Origin of the sequence: Coleofasciculus sp. G2-EDA-02 (assembly GCF_040226375.1) — a bacterium.
In the GTDB taxonomy this organism is placed as follows: domain Bacteria; phylum Cyanobacteriota; class Cyanobacteriia; order Cyanobacteriales; family Coleofasciculaceae; genus Coleofasciculus.
Map to the genome: position 1 here is coordinate 1 of NZ_JAVKEW010000090.1, position 16,523 is coordinate 16,523.

Here is a 16,523-nt window from a genome sequence, read left to right on the forward strand (position 1 = left end):
TCGACTATTTGAATCAGTAGAAGAACTAGAAAAATTGCTACATAAATTATTAAATGAAGGAGAGCTTATAATTAAATGGAATAGAAAAATCAAAAACAAAGGCAATGCTGTTTATCCGGTTTAGCTGCGTAGCAGCTTACCAATCACGCCAACGCGATCCGTCGGTTTAATGTCAAACTGGACTATGGGGTTAAATACGGTAATCCCGCCGCAAAAGAGGGGACCTGCAGTAGCGGGATTAACTGCATCGGGTAGGGGAATCACCCAACGATGATCCGCGCGAACCTTATCCGCGAATCCACCATGACGACTGACAATTGTACCTTGTGCGTTCGAGCAGAGGTTGTGATTCCCTGACATACACCATTCGCACGTCATGCAGGAACTCGAAAACCAGCCTAATCCAACTCGTTGTCCTACCTTTAGCGTGGTGACGTTATCGCCCAATGCAGCAATTGTACCAACAACCTCATGACCTGGAACAAAGGGATATTCAGTTATTCCCCACTCATTGTCCAGCATACTCAGGTCACTGTGACAAATCCCACAATACTCGACATTAATCTCTACGTCTTCATCGCCGAGACTACCCGGATCGTACTCGAAGGGTTGGAGTTTTCCTCCAGGTTCATGAGCGGCATAAGCTTTGATCATGGTGAAATCTGTAATAGTTACTGTTGATCATTTTACGCCTGACGGTTGTGTTCCAGGTTACGGATGTAGGGATTTCAATCGGTCAAGATATACTAGACGGATAAGTTGAGTATTTCCCTGGTGATGTCTCTTCCCTTTATCCCTAAGTCGAATGTCACGCTCCTGGTATGCTGGTGGGCAATGCCCACCCTACGGTATATCAAAGGTTTCGGCGATTCCCTAATGCACGCTTTTCACTGCCATTAATCCCTAAGTCCCCTTCAGAGTAATGGAACAGGACGTTTTCCGCGAACTTGCTAACACGCTGCGCTCGGCGATTGGGTTGCTGGATGGGGAACAAAATGCCCAACTCCGCCAAGACGCGATCGCACTGTGTGATTATCTGGAGAATCCGATTTTCCGTATCGCTGTTTTTGGTCCGTTTAATTACGGGAAATCTACCTTACTCAACGCCTTACTGGGGAAACGTACCCTACCCATCGACTTAATCCCCACCACAGGCGCAGCGATTCATATCCGTTACGGGAAGGAGTTACACACGCGCATTACCCTCAGCAATGGTCAACAAATTAGTGAAAATGGTACGGTTCTTCTGAAACAGTTTGCCATTTTAGATGACCAACGGCGGATGCGGGAGGATGTGACCAATGTTGAGGTATTTTGTCCCCATCCTTTCCTGAAAACGGGGGTAGAATTGCTGGATTTACCGGGAACAGATGACCGGGAAGCCCAGGAATCCTTAGTTCGTGACCAACTGCTCACCGCTGATTTAATTGTACAGGTGCTTGATGGTCGTAAATTGATGACGTTAGGGGAACGAGAACACCTGCGAGATTGGTTATTAGATCGGGGAATTAATACAGTTATTTTTGTGGTTAATTTCCTAAATTTATTAGAACCAGACGAGCAAAAACAAGTGTATAATCGGCTGCTTTTTGTGGCGGAAAGTTTCCGATCGCAACTGCCGAATAATATCAGTAATATCTATCGCGTCGATGCTCTCCCCGCCTTACGCTATCGCCTCAAAGGGGATACCGCCGCCGCCCAAACCACGGGCTTAGATATGCTGGAATCGGCGCTGCAAAGCATTGTCGCCACTCGCCATGAGAGCCTCGCCATCCGCTTTCCCCGTGTGGAAGCGATCGCGTCTCAAATCCAACAGGCTGCAACTGTCAAAGTGCAAGCCATTTCCGCTGAAATTACAGTGGCTCAACAAAAGCATCAAAGTAAAATAGAGATTAAAGAAAAAGCACAAAACCTAATTCAAAAAGGATTCGCCGCCAGTGTTTCTGATTTCCAAGGATGGCTGTATTTACCCAAACTTTTAGAACGCTATCAATCGGAATTGGTTTCAGCGCTACAAAAGGGTACGTTTAATCTGTGGGAACAAGGCGGTTTTAAAGAGGCGATTCAGGAGCATCAACAGGGAATTGTTAAATGGGTACATCAAGCGGGTGAATTTTTTGATCGCCAACCCCCGACTGATCTGACAATTTCCTTTCCTAAACCCCCAGAAGTCCAACTTCCGGAACCCCCACCCCAAGCTAAGGGAACTAAGGGCGTTACTCCAGTTGCGATCGCGACGGGATTGGGTTGGGTATTTGGGGGACCTGTTGGCGCGGCGGTGGCGGGTGGGGCGACGTATTTGTTGAATAAAAATTCCGGGGATTCTGCACCGCCAAAATCTGCGACGTCATACATAGAACAAGTGACTCAAGCTTACACCAATGCGGCGACAGAGTACCTCACTTGTTTTAGCCGGGAGGCGGTTTCTGCATTGGAAGCCTATGAGAAATTGGCGGAAACTGTGATTAATGTTAATCTGACGAATGAACCGTTAAAGCTGACAATTCAGCATCATCAGTTACAGTTATTGCAAAATGTTTTAGAGAATTTGGAGCAAGAATTGGAGCGGGTGAGGTTAAATTTAGCTGGATAGTCGCCCTGAACTCAAATACTGGCTCATACCAAATCCGGGTTAACTACCTCCTTTATGGGTGCTGAACTCTCCTGTACGGAGGTTAAGCACCCTTGTAGAGACGTTGCATGCAACGTCTCTACATAAATGATGTTTCCTAACAGCTATGGCGGTTGCTATACAAGTAAATTTTACGTTAAACATTGCCCTGAATTCACAAATTGACAATGGATAATGAACAATGGATAATGACCTCTTCTTTTAAGAAGAGGATTGAAATTCAGGAAAATTTTTTTTAATTTCTTCGTAAACGAAGAGGTCTTAGACCCAATTAATCAATTGTCAATTATCAATTATTAATTATCCATTGATAACGAGAAACCCGGTTTCTGGGAATACTTTATCAGTGTTCTAGTCGTCTTAGTATTCACCGGACATGATATAACCAATTAATCATCGCGTCTGGCAAAGGAATTTTAGTGCGAGTGTTCGTATCAATACAAACATGGCGAGTTAAGGCATCTGCCAGGTGCGGTTGCGGTGAAGCAGCATCAACAACGTGATACTTAATTTCAAACTTGCTATCACTTAACCGTTGAGGTATCCCCTCAATCAGCAGCCTGTCTCCACAAAACATGGGCTGAAAAAAGTCTACACTACTGTGGATAATTGGCACAGCCACAGCGGCGCGGCTAAAAAATGTCTTGAGATTAATACCCGCCTTGGCTAGAGAGTCTTCATAGGCTTCGTGACACATTACCAAAACATTGGCAAAGTAAACGACACCAGCAGCATCGGTATCTTGAAAGCGGACAGTGCGGTTATAGGTAAAGGACATAGTAGTTCATTTAGAATGCCCCAATGGAGGTTGACTTGGACGCCGTCGCTTTTTTTCTCGCCGTTGTTTCCAGTCCCTAATCGCAACCGCTGTTTTGGCGGATGGAGTGCGATAACCCTTGTGACTACTTCCATCTTGATTGGCTGATTTGTCAGTTGTCGGTTGGGGTTGTCTGACTAAATACTGCGCCAGATCATCATAAGGTGATTTAAAATTAAGGTCTTGCAGAATCGGCTTAACGGAATGATAGCGATTCATCAAGGATACATCCGTCATTTTCCGCAGCACTTGAGTAAAAGGCTGACTGACATGCACCAAGCGTTCCCAGTATAAAGTACCCGTTTGGCGATCGCTCTCCAAATCTAGAGGCGCTTTTCCTGTTAGCAGGTAAAGACAGGTCATCCCTAGGGCGTAGATATCACTAGCAAATACCGGTCGCAGAGAAAACTGTTCCGGTGGGGCAAACCCGACGGTGCCGATAAAATGAGTTGAGGCGAGTTTCAGGCTACTGTCGAGAGCTTGAACCAACTTCTCCTTAACCGCGCCGAAGTCAATCAACACCAGTCTACCATCGTCTTCACAACGGATAATGTTTTGCGGCTTGATATCTCGGTGAATAACGTTATTTCGGTGAATGTAGTCGAGTAGGGGTAGCATTTCCGCCAAAAACTGTCTGGCGGCTACCTCAGATAAACATCCGCTGCGCCTGACTAGCCGCGCTAAGGTTGAACCACGGACGTATTCCTGAACTAAAAAAAATTCTCCCCCAGTCTCGAAGTAATTGAGTAACATGGGGATCTGAGAGTGGCTACCCAGTTTGCCGAGAATTTTTGCCTCTCTCTCAAAACGCTGGCAAGCATTCTCCAAGGCTTTTGGGTCATCAACTTTGGGGCAAAGTTGCTTAATCACGCACAGCGGTTGACCCGGTAACTCAGCATCTTTGGCGAGAAAGGTCACGCCAAACCCACCGCGCCCCAACATTCGCAAGATCTTGTAGCGATCGCAAAATCGTTCATTTTGACCGCAAAGCTGACCAAGTTGGGTTTGCTGTAGAATTTCCGAGTGGAAGGAAGACAGGTTTCCCGGCACAAAATTCATTTTTCCAGAATCAGATGATACAAGCTCTCCAGCCTATTTCTTAGTGTAGGCAAAGATCTTATATTTTTTCAAATTTACACGACGCCTCAGTAAGTGGCACAATAGATATTTCCTATTCATGAATTCATGTAGGCGACCGAAGCGATTAACTTCGACAAAAATAAACTGCCGATCGGTAATAATAGAGCAGACGTGCAACAATGACTATGCATCCAAAACTACAAAAAGCCTTTGAATACCGTCGAGTTCTCAAAGTTATTAGTGGCTTGAATAACTTTGACTCTCAGCGGGTAAGTGCCACCGTTAAGGCGGCTGATCGTGGTGGTGCGACGTTTGTCGATATCGCCGCTGATCCTGATTTGATTCACCTGGTCAAAGGATTGACAAATATACCTATTTGTGTGTCAGCCGTTGAACCCCATCGATTTGTCAGTGCGGTGGAAGCTGGGGCGGATTTAATTGAAATCGGTAATTTCGATAGCTTCTACGCTCAAGGACGGCGGTTCGAGGCGCAAGAGGTTTTAGCCTTGACCAAACAGACGCGATCGCTCTTGCCTGATATTACCCTATCCGTTACCGTTCCTCACATTCTGACTTTAGATCGGCAAGTGGAATTGGCACAAGAACTGGTGGAAGCCGGGGCAGATATTATCCAAACTGAAGGCGGTACTAGCAGTCAGCCTCGTTCTGCTGGAACATTGGGCTTGATTGAAAAAGCCGCCCCCACCTTAGCGGCTGCATCAGAAATTTCTCGGGCGGTATCCGTTCCCGTACTCTGTGCCTCTGGCTTATCCAGTGTCACCGTACCTATGGCAATTGCCGCAGGTGCCGCCGGCGTTGGCGTTGGTTCGGCAGTGAATCAGTTAGACAATGAAGTGGCGATGGTTGCGGCTGTCCGCAGTTTGGTGGAAGCTTTGGCAACAGTTAACCTGACACGAGTGGGCGTTTAATACCAAGTTGCGTTCTATCATGTCATTCTGAGCGAAGCGTGACGCGAAGCGATAGCGAGGAACGAGCGTCAGAATCTGGGCAGATGCTTCGCGTCACGGAGCCTGCCCTCGAACGAAGTGAAGGGTTTCACTGCGTTTTGCTCAGCATGACAGATTCTACCTTAGACTGCAACTTGGTATAAGTCCATTTCCATTGGGTAAGTCTATTAGCCATTAATGAAGAAGGGCGCACGGAGCGTGCGCCCCTACCCATGATCAATGGATAATTAATAATTGATAATTGACCATTGATTAATTGGGTCTAAGACCTCTTCGTTTACGAAGAAATTAAAAAAGATTTTCCTTAATTTCAATCCTCTTCTTTTAAGGAGACTTCATTATCCATTGTTCATTATCCATTGTCAATTTGTGAATTTCCTGCCAACTCGCTAAGATAGCGTAACTGATTGTCAAAAATTTTGCTCTTCAGTGACACATTAGAACGCAACTTGGTATCAACAGTAAAATCTATTCCACTATTTTAGCTGTATCACGCCGCCATCGTGGGTTAAGCGGGTAATTTATTTTAATTGTATGTCTGCCGTAACCCACTGATAACCATACTTGGTTTGAGAAATCCTCAATTTTCCTCAACTTCTTTATCAACTGAGAAAATATAGTAGGAGTTGAAAGGCATCAATCAAAAATCGGGTTCTATTGAACTGAGGCATCTCACCAGTTTCACAGATGTGTACAACCTGTGAGTCTGTGAATCTTGCTACACAGAACCTTGATGTGTATACGTTGACTGCTTCAATGAGTCGTTAATAGAGTCCCATTTAAATTCTGTGAATAAATGTTACAAAACAAGCTTCTCTGCGTAAAATGAAGAACTGAAACCTGAGAGATCAATAGAATCTCAAAATCACGGATGCTGCAAATGTGCATAGGTAATCAGCCTTGAGAAATATAGCGGATTAAGCACTGATAAAGCCGCACTCCTGCGGCGACGGGAGTGCCCACAAAAAAACAGGAGCTAAATTTGACTCCCAAGCGTAGTTTATTTCCAACTTCTGATCTGAGCGTAATGGCAAACTCAATCAATCTCAACATTTCTGTTGAATTAATCCTCAATCCCCAGACTCAACTGGTTACAGTTAACGCTCCATATCCCATCATTTCAGTTAAGTGGGAGCGGGCAGTTTAGCAAGCTGTGATTAACACGGCTGTGATCCTAACTATTGTAGAGCGAGCTTACGGCATCTTGCCTACCGCCATGTTTGATACGTGGGCGTAATTTTTTCCAGCTCATTCTTCCAATTGATTGAAGTGAGAGATTAATCTCGCATAATCATTTTACCAATTTAGGAGGCAATAACGAAGTGCTTAATAACGTTTCAGAAAAAAAGATGCATACCGTCAGATTAGTGCTGTTAATCGGTTGGCTGGTATTAATTTTCTCTCTCTTTTATGACCCCATTTCCCATCACCTAACTGATCCCAATAACCTCCTCAGTCCTTTTCGCGAGCCGAACAATTGCGTATTAGTGCAAGGAAAATGTCTGGAACAAGCCGCATATCCCATGGGGACACGCATTTTCTGGGGTATGATTGTTCCCAGTGCGATTATGATTCTCTTGGTTTTCGGTCATGACACCTGGCGGCGTATTTGTCCGCTCTACTTTCTGTCTCAAATTCCCCGGGCTTTGGGATTAAATCCCAGACTTAATATTCGCAAAAATCTCTGGCTGGCACAAAACCACCTCTATCTACAATTTGCGCTTCTGTTTATCGGTTTGAACTGCCGAATTCTATTTATTAATTCCACTCGCACAGTTTTAGGGCTGTTTTTAATCCTAACTATTCTCTGTGCAATTACAGTGGTTTTTTTGTATGGAGGACGGAGTTGGTGCCATTATGTCTGTCCCTTTGGCATCGTGCAAACTGTTTTCACGGGTCCACGGGGATTATTAAGCTCACCAGCGTATACAGCAGAACGTCGTAGTATTCCCCAATCTGAGTGCCGCACGTTTGATAAGACAAAAGGCAAAGAAAAAAGTGCCTGTATCGGCTGCAAGTCTACTTGTATTGATAAAGATGCCGAGAAATCGTACTGGCACTATCTCAGCCATCCGGGGCGAAAACTCGTGCAATACGGTTATTTGGGCTTAGTGATTGGGTACTTCATTTATTACGGATTATATGCGGGTAATTTCGATTATTACTTTTCTGGAGATTGGGCACATGAACCGAATCAATTAGCCACGCTTTGGCAACCGGGTTTTTATCTGTTCAATCATCCAATTCCTATTCCTAAACTGGTAGCTTGTCCTTTAACGCTGGGGGTTTGTGTGGTGATGAGTTGTCTGATTTGTACGAAATTAGAAAAGGCATACCGCGCTTCTCTAAGACGGCGTAACTCCAGTATCAGCCGGGAACAGGTTCTGCACCGAGTCTTTTCGATTTGTACCTTTTTGGCGTTTAACATTTTCTTTGTCTATGGGGGACGTCCAGAAATTCTCAGCTTACCCGTCTCGGTACAATTTCTATTTGATGGGTTTGTTGCTGTGGTGAGTAGTCTGTGGCTTTACCGCACTTGGAATCGCAGCGCCGAGCAGTATAACCGGGAAAGTCTCACCCATAGTTTCCGCCGTCAATTGCAAAAGATTCCGGTAGATTTTTCTCAGGTTTTGGAGGGGCGTTCTCTGGATCAATTAAAAGTTGATGAACTCTATGTTCTGGCAAAAGTTCTGCCTAATTTTAGCCAACAGTACCGCTTTTTCCTTTACAAAGGAGTCTTGCAGGATGGATTAGAAGAGGGGCGTTTCCAGTCGTCCCAAAGTCTAGAGCCACTCCAAGCCATTCGCCATCAACTGGGATTAAGCGATGAGGATCATTATAGGGTTTTGACTGAGCTGGGTGGTGAGCATTCTCATCTTTTATATCCTCATCAACCAACTGAATTTGTTTCCCTACAGCAAAGTTAAGCCAAAACTTTGTAGAGACGTTCCATGGAACGTCTCTACTATTTTGATAGCTATGATTCATAATTCATAATTCGCTGAAAATATTGCCGATATAACTGACAATGAGGAATGACGCGATCGCTCGACGGTTTCCAGGGCTTTTTCCAGTTGTCCAGCATTGATACAAACTTGCACCATATTGTGATAGATATGAAAGGCTTCTGCCGAAATGCCCTTACTTATTCACCTCAATTCCCCATAATCCTCCATTCTCTTGCTTTCAGTTCCGCTAATTTCTCCAACAAACTTTCGGCTAAATCAAATAACTTAAACTCATCCTCTTCATCACCCGAATCGCGGGTTATCTCTCCAACTGTAACCCCACCTGCCAAAATCATGGTCGCTTCATGGAGCCTATCCGATTCGTCCGGAATACTCAAACAGTCTCCCAAGCGGGCAATAATTTGAGCTAATCCCTCAGTTTCCATTTGCTGCTGTACTCGCATCGCTAAGGGATGATCACTTTCTCGCGCCCAAACTGCGGCGGGATAATCACTCGCCAAAAAAGCACTCATAAATTCGACAACTGAGGGTTCAATAAATGTCTGTTCTGATGCTAAGGTGACAGAACTCTCTACCGTTACTTCATCATCATCCCACCTGTCTAGCCAATTTTCCTCTATATCCTCAATATACAAATTCACAAAATCAAGTCCATGCGTCAGCCAATCCTGCTGCATTTTCCGGGATTTTTCCAGCGCTTCCGAAAACGCGCCTAAGTCATCATGACTGTAATTTTGTTGTTTGGTGACCATAACTTAGATAGGAAATTCCGTTTGGGCTAAAAAATTTCGGTCGTCATGACTAATCTTCTCAGTTAGGGAAATTTCAGATAACGTCCCAAGGGAAGAAAGTCACTGTTATGAAGTGTTATTGTTACTAACTGCGCCAAAAAATCGGGTTTTCCAGGGTTATAACTTAGGAAAAGCCCTCTATCGATTACCCACATCTGGAGAGTATTTTGCCAATTTTCATATTTTTTTTGAGAATAGTCATTACTCACGCTAGTCACCTGTAGGCACAGGGGCTTTCTTTGACGATAACTAACAATCAAATCTGTTGCCATAGAAAAATCTGCGATATAGCATCGCCAAACTGTACCCCCTCGGCTGACAATTGTCTGAGCTATAGATTTAAGGATATCATCGTCTGCTTGAGTCAACTCACTTGACATCAACTTTTGTTTCCAAATGTAAAATTTTGGATCATTGGTATTTAGCCATTTGGGGAAAAGATAATGATACCAATATCGTTCCGTTGGCGTCATTTGCTCAAAGGCAGATTCCTGTAACTCTGGAGAGGATAAGGCTTTAAGCTTAAGCCAAACGTTAGCATCTCGAATCACCTCTAACAAAAACGCCATGACAAATTTTTTGGCAGTAAGCGAACCTGGCTTGATGTCTTTCACCCAGCGGTTAATCTCATCTAACCGTTTCGCTAAACAGGGTTCTATCGATGATGCCTCTTTCATTAGGGATTTGAGTTGAGCTTTGATTTCTAGGGAATGCACATGATTGCTCTAGTCGTCTGCAACGGGATGATGGTTGAATTTATTATATCTCACTTAGTCCCAAATTTATACTGGATTAGCCATTGATTAAATTAACCTAGAGAAACCCTGCATTGAACAAAAATTGTACTTAGAGTCAGGGCGGGTTTATTCACTTGGTAAGATATCGCCGCAGCTAAGAGTAAAACCCGCCCCTACAAATCAACCTTTTGATTGAAGGGTTTGATGCAAGCGTTGATGGCGTATTTTGCAGCGATGTAGTCGCTAAGGAATCACGCCCCGTACAAATACTCATGAGAAAGTTCGTCTCTAAGTATAGTATCACCTGAAATTTCTACCTCACGTTTGGTGCTACCCTCGTCTAGTCGCTGTAATAAACCAATCGCTGCTAATTCTTCTGATGCAGGCGGTGTTTCTAACTTCCAGTGGAAGGCTAAGTCGTCCAGCCATGCTAAAAGTAATATTTCTAAGTAACCTCCAGTTATCTGTTGATGCCGATAGTCACGCTTATAGCTATCAAAGTCCCTGATATATGGTTTTACCACATCAGTGGTCTTTATGGAACAGATAGCCTCTGACCAATTGACGCCATCCCTGTTTGTCTAAGGCAATTACATCAGCAGAGATTTGATGACGAAATATCGGATTGGCGGTTTCCATAGGGTTGATGGATGATGGGTGATTGGTTATAGTTTAACAACAATGGGTTGACAATCTAATCCCTTGGCTGCTGTTGATTTTTCTTCACACTCAATCGGGTTCGGCTGAAATAACAGTTTCAAATTGCTAGTATCTTCAGGAACTTCAAACACAAGTTGTCCCTGTCGTTGATCGCCGGGACTAATTTCACCCGTCGGCGTTTCAATATCCTCCAATGCACTAGCTAAAAGCGCCACTTCGTAGGTATTATTGTTGCCATCGATAACGTCAAAGGAAACGACGGAAAATGTTTGTGATTGTTGTCCTTGATTGACAATTGTGGTATCGACTACCACCCACTGATTTCCTTTATTGGGTTGAATCACGCCTTTTCCGGGATGCACCTTGGTGCTGTTAACAGTAAATTGGAGATTGAGATTGTTTTGGCTGATGGAAATGACTTCACCTACCGAATGGGTTGGTGCTGAAATGGGCTTGGTTGCAGGAGATACAGTCGTTTCCCCAGACCTGCGATCGCGACGTTCAATCGTCTCAGGGTTTTGTTCTGACTGAGAACATCCTAGGGTGATGGTTAGGAGGGTAATCGACGCGATCGCACCGATTTTTATTCTATTTTTTTTATCCATACTTAGCCATCGTTGTCAATGTTTAAAGTTCTAGAATTTACTGTTCCCTGTTCCCTGTTCCCTATTTCCTGTTGCCTTAACTTCCCAACATCTGCAACTTATACAAAGCCGCATACAAACCATCCTGTTGCAACAGTTGTTCATGAGAACCGGCTTCTACCAACTCACCCCGCTTAAGCACCAAAATTCGGTCTACATTGCGAATAGTTGACAGACGGTGGGCAATAATAATTGCCGTGCGTTTTTCCAATAAATGATCAAGGGCTTGTTGAATTAACGCTTCGGTTCCCACATCTAAACTCGCCGTCGCTTCATCTAATACCAAAATTTGGGGATTACGAATCGCCGCCCGGGCAAATGCCAATAACTGCTTTTGACCCCCAGAAAGATTGGTTCCCCTCTCCCGGAGTTGGGTATCATAGCCTTGAGGAAGTTGTTCGATAAATTGAGCAACATTTGTAGCTTCCGCCGCCGCTTTCACTTGTTCAATCGAGTAGTCTTCTCCCAAGGTAATATTACTTTTAACATCCCCAGCAAACAAAAACCCCTCTTGCAAAATAACCGCCATCTGACGCCGTAATTCAGATTGCGGCAAATCCCGAATATCAATCCCATCTACTAAAATGCGTCCCTTTGTGGCTTCATAGAGGCGACACAGCAAACGAATAATCGAACTCTTTCCCGCACCCGTGGGACCAACTAACGCCACTTTTTGTCCGGGGCGAATGGTAAAATCTAAGTCTTTAAGAACATAGTCATCCTCTTTATAAGCAAACCAGACATGTTCAAAGCGAATTTCACCTTGATGCGCTGTTACTTCTCCCTTACCATTTGTCCTCGGTTGTTCTGAAATTAACGCCGAATGCGCTAACTCTGGATCACGAATTTCAATCGGCTCATGCATAATATCACTTACCCGTTCAAGTGCCGTGAATCCAGCTTGGAACATGGTAAACTTGTCAGCAAACTGACGCAAAGGATTAAATAGACGCTGCGCGTAAAGAATAAAGGCAGATAAGACACCAAAACTGAGATTATCTTGCAGGATTAACCAACCTCCTAACCATAATACAGCCGCGATCGCAACTAAGGAAATCCACTCTAATGTGGCGGATACAGCGGAATCATGAAAAATGGTTTTATCAACTTCCGCGACATAGCGCTGGTTCACCGCCCGAAACATCTCAGCATTCACTTGTTCCCGACGAAATAGCTGGACAATATTAATCCCAGCGATATTTTCTTGCAGCATTGAGTTGAGTGTGGAGAGTTCTTCTCTGGCTGTATAATTAGCTTTCCGATATTGCTGCTGAAAATAGACAATCAACCCGGTAACCGGAAACAGCATTAATATCAGAATGAGCGCCAGTTGCCATTGCAGGGAAAACATAAAAATGGCAATAACCAGCATTGAGAAGAGGTCATTAAGAATACCAATTGCACCACTAGAAAAGACTAATCCTAATGCTTCCACATCACTGGTGATGCGAGTAATTAGTTTTCCCACAGGGGTGCGGTCAAAAAATCGCACCGCCAGGGAGGTAATATGGTCAAATAAATCATTGCGAATCCCGGCGGTAATTTGCTGACCCAAGTTTTCTTCCAGAAATTTCTGAAAAATGCTACAGATTAATCGGATAATGATACTCAGTAACAAGAAAATCGCTAAGATATTGATACCTTCTGATAAGGAACGATTCTCAAGAAACCACCATGTTTCTTCTTGACGAATTAAAGAAACAGCTTGCCCAATAATTAAGGGTTGAATAGCACCCAGAATAGATACGGGAACGAGTAAAATAATCGCTGTGATCAGTAGGCGTTTTTTTGTGAGTGCATAAGGAACCAACCTCAGGAAAAGTCGCCAATCGGTTTCTCCTCGTCGGTTAGCACCTCTAGATGAAGTGCGATCGCCTCGTGTTGATGATGATACCTTAGTCATATTAAACCCTGGTTTGAAGAAGTGATAAATTCCTAGGGGAGAAGCATTGCGGATTGTTCGGGTCTACCGTTAAATTTTCGTCGCGAATGCTTTCACATGATATTATTCTGTTTCCACAATTGGAAATCGCTCTCCCGATAGATACGCCTGAAAATGCTTTTGAAAATACGTCCAAGATGTCATATCAGCATCCTCATCTAATGGCGGCTGAGGAGCATTTTTATAGACAGGAACGCGAGTATTAATTTCATTTTGGAGTAATTCGGGTAATTCCGTAAAATCATTCACTTTAACCCCTCGACCACTATAGATAAGCTGTCCACGTTGATCACCCATTTTCATGTTGTAGAGACGTTCCGCCGGAGGAGTCTCTACCATAAGATGTGTCCTAACCGCTATGGCGGTTGCTATAATTGTTCAAGGTGTGGGTATGGAGAACCCTCTTGATCTAGCATACAGGTTAACCTATCTGGGCAGATTCTGGACGAGTTAAACCGCCTTGGGTTTCAACCCAAAGAACCCAAGATCAAGTCGTCTAAAGACGAGTGCATAAAAGTTTTAGTCCATTTTAATGGACTTTAGCTATAAGCCAAGAACATGAGTTCTTGGCGGGTGTCGGGGTTTACTGATAAAGGTGAAAGTGAATGGAAATGGAGTATTCAGCACAAACAGATAGTTAGATAAATTTTCATGGGTCTGATTATTCGTGAATTCTGCCATCGGGTAAAATAGTCCCCGATAAAATAGCTCCCGTTAATTTAACGAGCAATCGGTCGGCTGTCCCCACTTTAGCGCCCCGCAAATCTGCACCACTTAAATCTGCACCACTTAAATCCGCACCAATTAAATTAGCATCTCGTAAATTTGCCTGAACTAAACAGGCTTGAAATAAGTTAGCGCGAAAAAGATTGGCTCCTTCTAAATTTGCACCACTGAAATTTACATTATGTAAAAAAGCATCCGTCAGGTTAGCCTGACTGAGATTGGCATTACTAAGATTGCGTCCAGATAAATCTTTTTCTTTGAGATCAACTCCCTGAAAATTAGCACCACTGAGATCGGGCTGTGATCGCGGGCGCTGGGATTGCGATCGCGTTCTGGGTTGGTAGTCATTCCTAGCTGGGGAGGGTGGTTGCTTCGGTTCTGTTGATTGAGAGTAACTCCTAGATGAGGAGGGTGGTTGCTTCGGTTCCCTCGATGGAGAGTAACGCCGCGATTGAGTCGGTTCTTGTCGGGGCGATCGCGCACGGTAATAAGAGGTATTTGCCGCAGGCTTGCGTGGCGGTGAGGATGGGGGTTTGGGCGTTTTGGGTTTGTGCGATCGCAGTTCGTCTCGCGCTTGGTTTATTTCTTTGAGTTTGTCCTCAGCTTTCTGGCGCAAGCGCTGATTCTCCTCCGGTACCCGATCCGGATGCCAAATAAATGCCAAGTCTTTGTAGGCTTGGTTCACTTCTTCTAGGGAGGCTCCGGGTTCTAGTCCCAGTATTCTGTAGTAGTGGTCTAAATTGTTAGATGACATTGCCGTTTAGCGCCTGTTGAGCCGTTAGCACAAGGTTGGAGAACAGATTCAGAGTGAATGCGATCGCTCCTTCTATATTCTGTCGGGTCATACTGAGATCTTGCACCAGTTGTCATAGGCTTTGTTTAGGCTGGGTTAGCAGGTGTGTTCCGATTCGCTCTCCTCACAATGACGGCGCGGCACACCTAAATTGATTGATTACCTTGTAGGGGCGCACGGATGGTGCGCCCACGGATGGTGCGCCCAGAAAACCAGTCAAATCTATTCCACCATTTTAGCTGTGCTACGCCACTACCATTTGGCTTGCCGTTTCTTCAATCAGCCGCGCTGCAATTTTTCCTGAACTCATCACCCCCGGTAATCCCGCCCCCGGATGCGTTCCCGCGCCCACAAAATAGAGATTAGAAATATCCTCACTCTGATTATGAGGACGAAACCACGCCGACTGCGTGAGAATCGGTTCCACGGAAAAGGCACTCCCTAAATAACTATTTAATGTATCGCGAAAATGCAACGTATCAATATAATGTTCTGTAACAATATGCTTGGATAAATCGGGTAAATAATGCTGTTCCAAATACTCAATAATCTTATCCCGATACGGTTTCGCCATCACCCTCCAGTCTGTTTGACTCCCCAAATGGGGAACAGGCGATAACACATACCAACAATCACACCCCGGTGGGGCTAAAGATGGATCAGTCGCCGTAGGATGATGTAAGTACAAGGCAAAATCTTCCGCAAGCTGTTGACGCCCAAATATATCCCGCATCAATTCCCGATACCGAGTCCCCATCAAGATTTCATGGTGTGCCATGTCGGGATACTGACAGTCTGTGCCAAAATACAGCACAAATAAGGACATAGAATAGCGCATCTTTTTAACGCGGCGGTCATTATATTTGCGGCGAAATTTCTGGGGAATTAAATTTAAGTAAGTAAACGCCACATCAGCATTACTTACCACCACGTCCGCCTTCAGCACCTCTCCCCCCTCTAATCTTACCCCTGTGGCTCGTTTCGTGGTTTCATCCACCACAATTTCCGTCACCGATTGATTTAGCAAAAATTGACCCCCAAGTTCCTGAAACAATTGCACCAGCGCCTGGACTAATGCGCCCGTTCCTCCCATAGGGAACCAAATCCCAAACGCCTGTTCTAACTTGTGAATCATGGCGTAGATAGCCGTACTCTGAAACGGATTTCCACCAATTAATAGGGGATGAAAACTAAAAACTTGCCGCAATCGTTCATCTTGAATGTACTGATTAACAAACCCAGCGACTGATTTATACGTCTGTAAACGAATCAAATCCGGAGCCACGTTTAGCATATCCGTAAAGCGACTAAACGACTGCTCCATTAACGGCAATCCTTTCTCAAATATGGCGTTTGCTGCTTTAGCAAAACGTTGATATCCGGCGACATCGGCTGGATTAAAATCCCGAATTTGTTCAATTAGGGCGTCGGTGTAATTATTGTAGTGAAAGACTGATCCATCAGGAAAGCGGACGTTATAAAAGGGTTCAAGGGGGACAAGTTTGACATAATCGGCAGTTTTTTTTCCACCTAGGGCAAATAACTCGTCGATTAAATGTGGCACGGTAATAATCGTTGGACCCCCATCAAAGGTAAACCCCTGCTGTTGGTAAACATACGCACGCCCCCCGGCGCGATCGCGCTTTTCCACAATCGTCACCCGATGACCCCCAGCACTTAACCAAATCGCCGCCGATAGACCCCCAAATCCGCTACCAATGACCACAATATCCATAATCTAGCTCTTTATAACTTTTCAGGAAG

The 16,523-nt window shown here is 44.5% G+C and carries 12 protein-coding genes and 3 pseudogenes; 4 read left to right on the forward strand and 11 right to left on the reverse strand.

What is annotated here, in order from left to right; translation table 11 throughout:
- Positions 1-124: pseudogene (locus RLO19_RS09690) on the forward strand (IS630 family transposase); the annotation flags it as partial.
- Positions 125-138: 14 nt separating this feature from the next.
- On the opposite strand, the pseudogene RLO19_RS09695 reads toward RLO19_RS09690, so the two are convergent.
- Positions 139-654 (reverse strand): annotated as a pseudogene (locus tag RLO19_RS09695) (alcohol dehydrogenase catalytic domain-containing protein); the annotation flags it as partial.
- Positions 655-922: 268 nt separating this feature from the next.
- On the opposite strand from RLO19_RS09695, the gene RLO19_RS09700 reads away from it, so the two are divergent.
- Complete coding sequence (locus tag RLO19_RS09700; RefSeq protein ID WP_446355914.1) at positions 923-2,593, forward strand: dynamin family protein; 1,671 nt, start codon at positions 923-925, stop codon at positions 2,591-2,593.
- A gap of 406 nt (positions 2,594-2,999) precedes the next feature.
- Here the strand turns inward: RLO19_RS09700 and RLO19_RS09705 are convergent, their stop codons facing one another.
- Together RLO19_RS09705 and RLO19_RS09710 are read right to left on the reverse strand one after the other, a co-directional pair.
- The gene (locus RLO19_RS09705) at positions 3,000-3,410 is read right to left on the reverse strand and encodes an acyl-CoA thioesterase (protein WP_446355916.1); all 411 of its coding nucleotides are present in this window, start codon (positions 3,408-3,410) and stop codon (positions 3,000-3,002) included.
- A 6-nt stretch (positions 3,411-3,416) separates the two neighbouring features.
- On the reverse strand, positions 3,417-4,508 hold the full coding sequence (locus RLO19_RS09710; protein ID WP_446355917.1) for a protein kinase domain-containing protein: 1,092 nt from the start codon (positions 4,506-4,508) through the stop codon (positions 3,417-3,419).
- A 200-nt stretch (positions 4,509-4,708) separates the two neighbouring features.
- Here RLO19_RS09710 and RLO19_RS09715 point away from each other — a divergent pair, with 200 nt between their 5' ends.
- Both RLO19_RS09715 and RLO19_RS09720 read left to right on the forward strand, forming a co-directional pair.
- Positions 4,709-5,458, forward strand: a complete 750-nt coding sequence (locus RLO19_RS09715; RefSeq protein ID WP_446355919.1) for a DUF561 domain-containing protein — start codon at positions 4,709-4,711, stop codon at positions 5,456-5,458.
- Positions 5,459-6,819: 1,361 nt separating this feature from the next.
- Positions 6,820-8,424: a 4Fe-4S binding protein gene (locus RLO19_RS09720; RefSeq protein ID WP_446355921.1), complete on the forward strand. Its 1,605-nt coding sequence runs from the start codon at positions 6,820-6,822 to the stop codon at positions 8,422-8,424.
- 227 nt (positions 8,425-8,651) lie between these two features.
- Here RLO19_RS09720 and RLO19_RS09725 read toward each other — a convergent pair whose 3' ends face one another.
- The 8 genes and pseudogenes from RLO19_RS09725 to RLO19_RS09760 form a co-directional block, all read right to left on the reverse strand.
- Complete coding sequence (locus RLO19_RS09725; RefSeq protein ID WP_446355923.1) at positions 8,652-9,218, reverse strand: hypothetical protein; 567 nt, start codon at positions 9,216-9,218, stop codon at positions 8,652-8,654.
- Positions 9,219-9,280: 62 nt separating this feature from the next.
- Positions 9,281-9,973 carry a hypothetical protein gene (locus RLO19_RS09730; protein ID WP_446355925.1) on the reverse strand — a complete coding sequence of 231 codons (693 nt, stop codon included), beginning with the start codon at positions 9,971-9,973 and terminating at the stop codon, positions 9,281-9,283.
- A 272-nt stretch (positions 9,974-10,245) separates the two neighbouring features.
- Positions 10,246-10,518 carry a hypothetical protein gene (locus RLO19_RS09735; RefSeq protein ID WP_446355927.1) on the reverse strand — a complete coding sequence of 91 codons (273 nt, stop codon included), beginning with the start codon at positions 10,516-10,518 and terminating at the stop codon, positions 10,246-10,248.
- A 141-nt stretch (positions 10,519-10,659) separates the two neighbouring features.
- The gene (locus RLO19_RS09740) at positions 10,660-11,259 is read right to left on the reverse strand and encodes a DUF4352 domain-containing protein (protein WP_446355928.1); all 600 of its coding nucleotides are present in this window, start codon (positions 11,257-11,259) and stop codon (positions 10,660-10,662) included.
- 76 nt (positions 11,260-11,335) lie between these two features.
- Positions 11,336-13,201, reverse strand: coding sequence for an ABC transporter ATP-binding protein (locus RLO19_RS09745; RefSeq protein ID WP_446355929.1), 1,866 nt, complete (start codon positions 13,199-13,201; stop codon positions 11,336-11,338).
- A 102-nt stretch (positions 13,202-13,303) separates the two neighbouring features.
- Positions 13,304-13,543: pseudogene (locus RLO19_RS09750) on the reverse strand (DUF1838 family protein); the annotation flags it as partial.
- A 358-nt stretch (positions 13,544-13,901) separates the two neighbouring features.
- Positions 13,902-14,720: a pentapeptide repeat-containing protein gene (locus RLO19_RS09755; protein ID WP_446355931.1), complete on the reverse strand. Its 819-nt coding sequence runs from the start codon at positions 14,718-14,720 to the stop codon at positions 13,902-13,904.
- Positions 14,721-15,003: 283 nt separating this feature from the next.
- Positions 15,004-16,494 carry a phytoene desaturase gene (locus RLO19_RS09760; protein ID WP_446355933.1) on the reverse strand — a complete coding sequence of 497 codons (1,491 nt, stop codon included), beginning with the start codon at positions 16,492-16,494 and terminating at the stop codon, positions 15,004-15,006.
- Between the last annotated feature and the right edge of the window lie 29 nt (positions 16,495-16,523).

What these genes read in the sequence shown, in the direction of transcription:
- RLO19_RS09700 (WP_446355914.1), top strand. Translation starts at nt 923, where the DNA reads ATGGAACAGGACGTTTTCCGCGAACTTGCTAACACGCTGCGCTCGGCG.
- RLO19_RS09705 (WP_446355916.1), bottom strand. Translation starts at nt 3,410, where the DNA reads ATGTCCTTTACCTATAACCGCACTGTCCGCTTTCAAGATACCGATGCT.
- RLO19_RS09710 (WP_446355917.1), bottom strand. Translation starts at nt 4,508, where the DNA reads ATGAATTTTGTGCCGGGAAACCTGTCTTCCTTCCACTCGGAAATTCTA.
- RLO19_RS09715 (WP_446355919.1), top strand. Translation starts at nt 4,709, where the DNA reads ATGACTATGCATCCAAAACTACAAAAAGCCTTTGAATACCGTCGAGTT.
- RLO19_RS09725 (WP_446355923.1), bottom strand. Translation starts at nt 9,218, where the DNA reads ATGGTCACCAAACAACAAAATTACAGTCATGATGACTTAGGCGCGTTT.
- RLO19_RS09740 (WP_446355928.1), bottom strand. Translation starts at nt 11,259, where the DNA reads ATGGATAAAAAAAATAGAATAAAAATCGGTGCGATCGCGTCGATTACC.
- RLO19_RS09745 (WP_446355929.1), bottom strand. Translation starts at nt 13,201, where the DNA reads ATGACTAAGGTATCATCATCAACACGAGGCGATCGCACTTCATCTAGA.
- RLO19_RS09755 (WP_446355931.1), bottom strand. Translation starts at nt 14,720, where the DNA reads ATGTCATCTAACAATTTAGACCACTACTACAGAATACTGGGACTAGAA.
- RLO19_RS09760 (WP_446355933.1), bottom strand. Translation starts at nt 16,494, where the DNA reads ATGGATATTGTGGTCATTGGTAGCGGATTTGGGGGTCTATCGGCGGCG.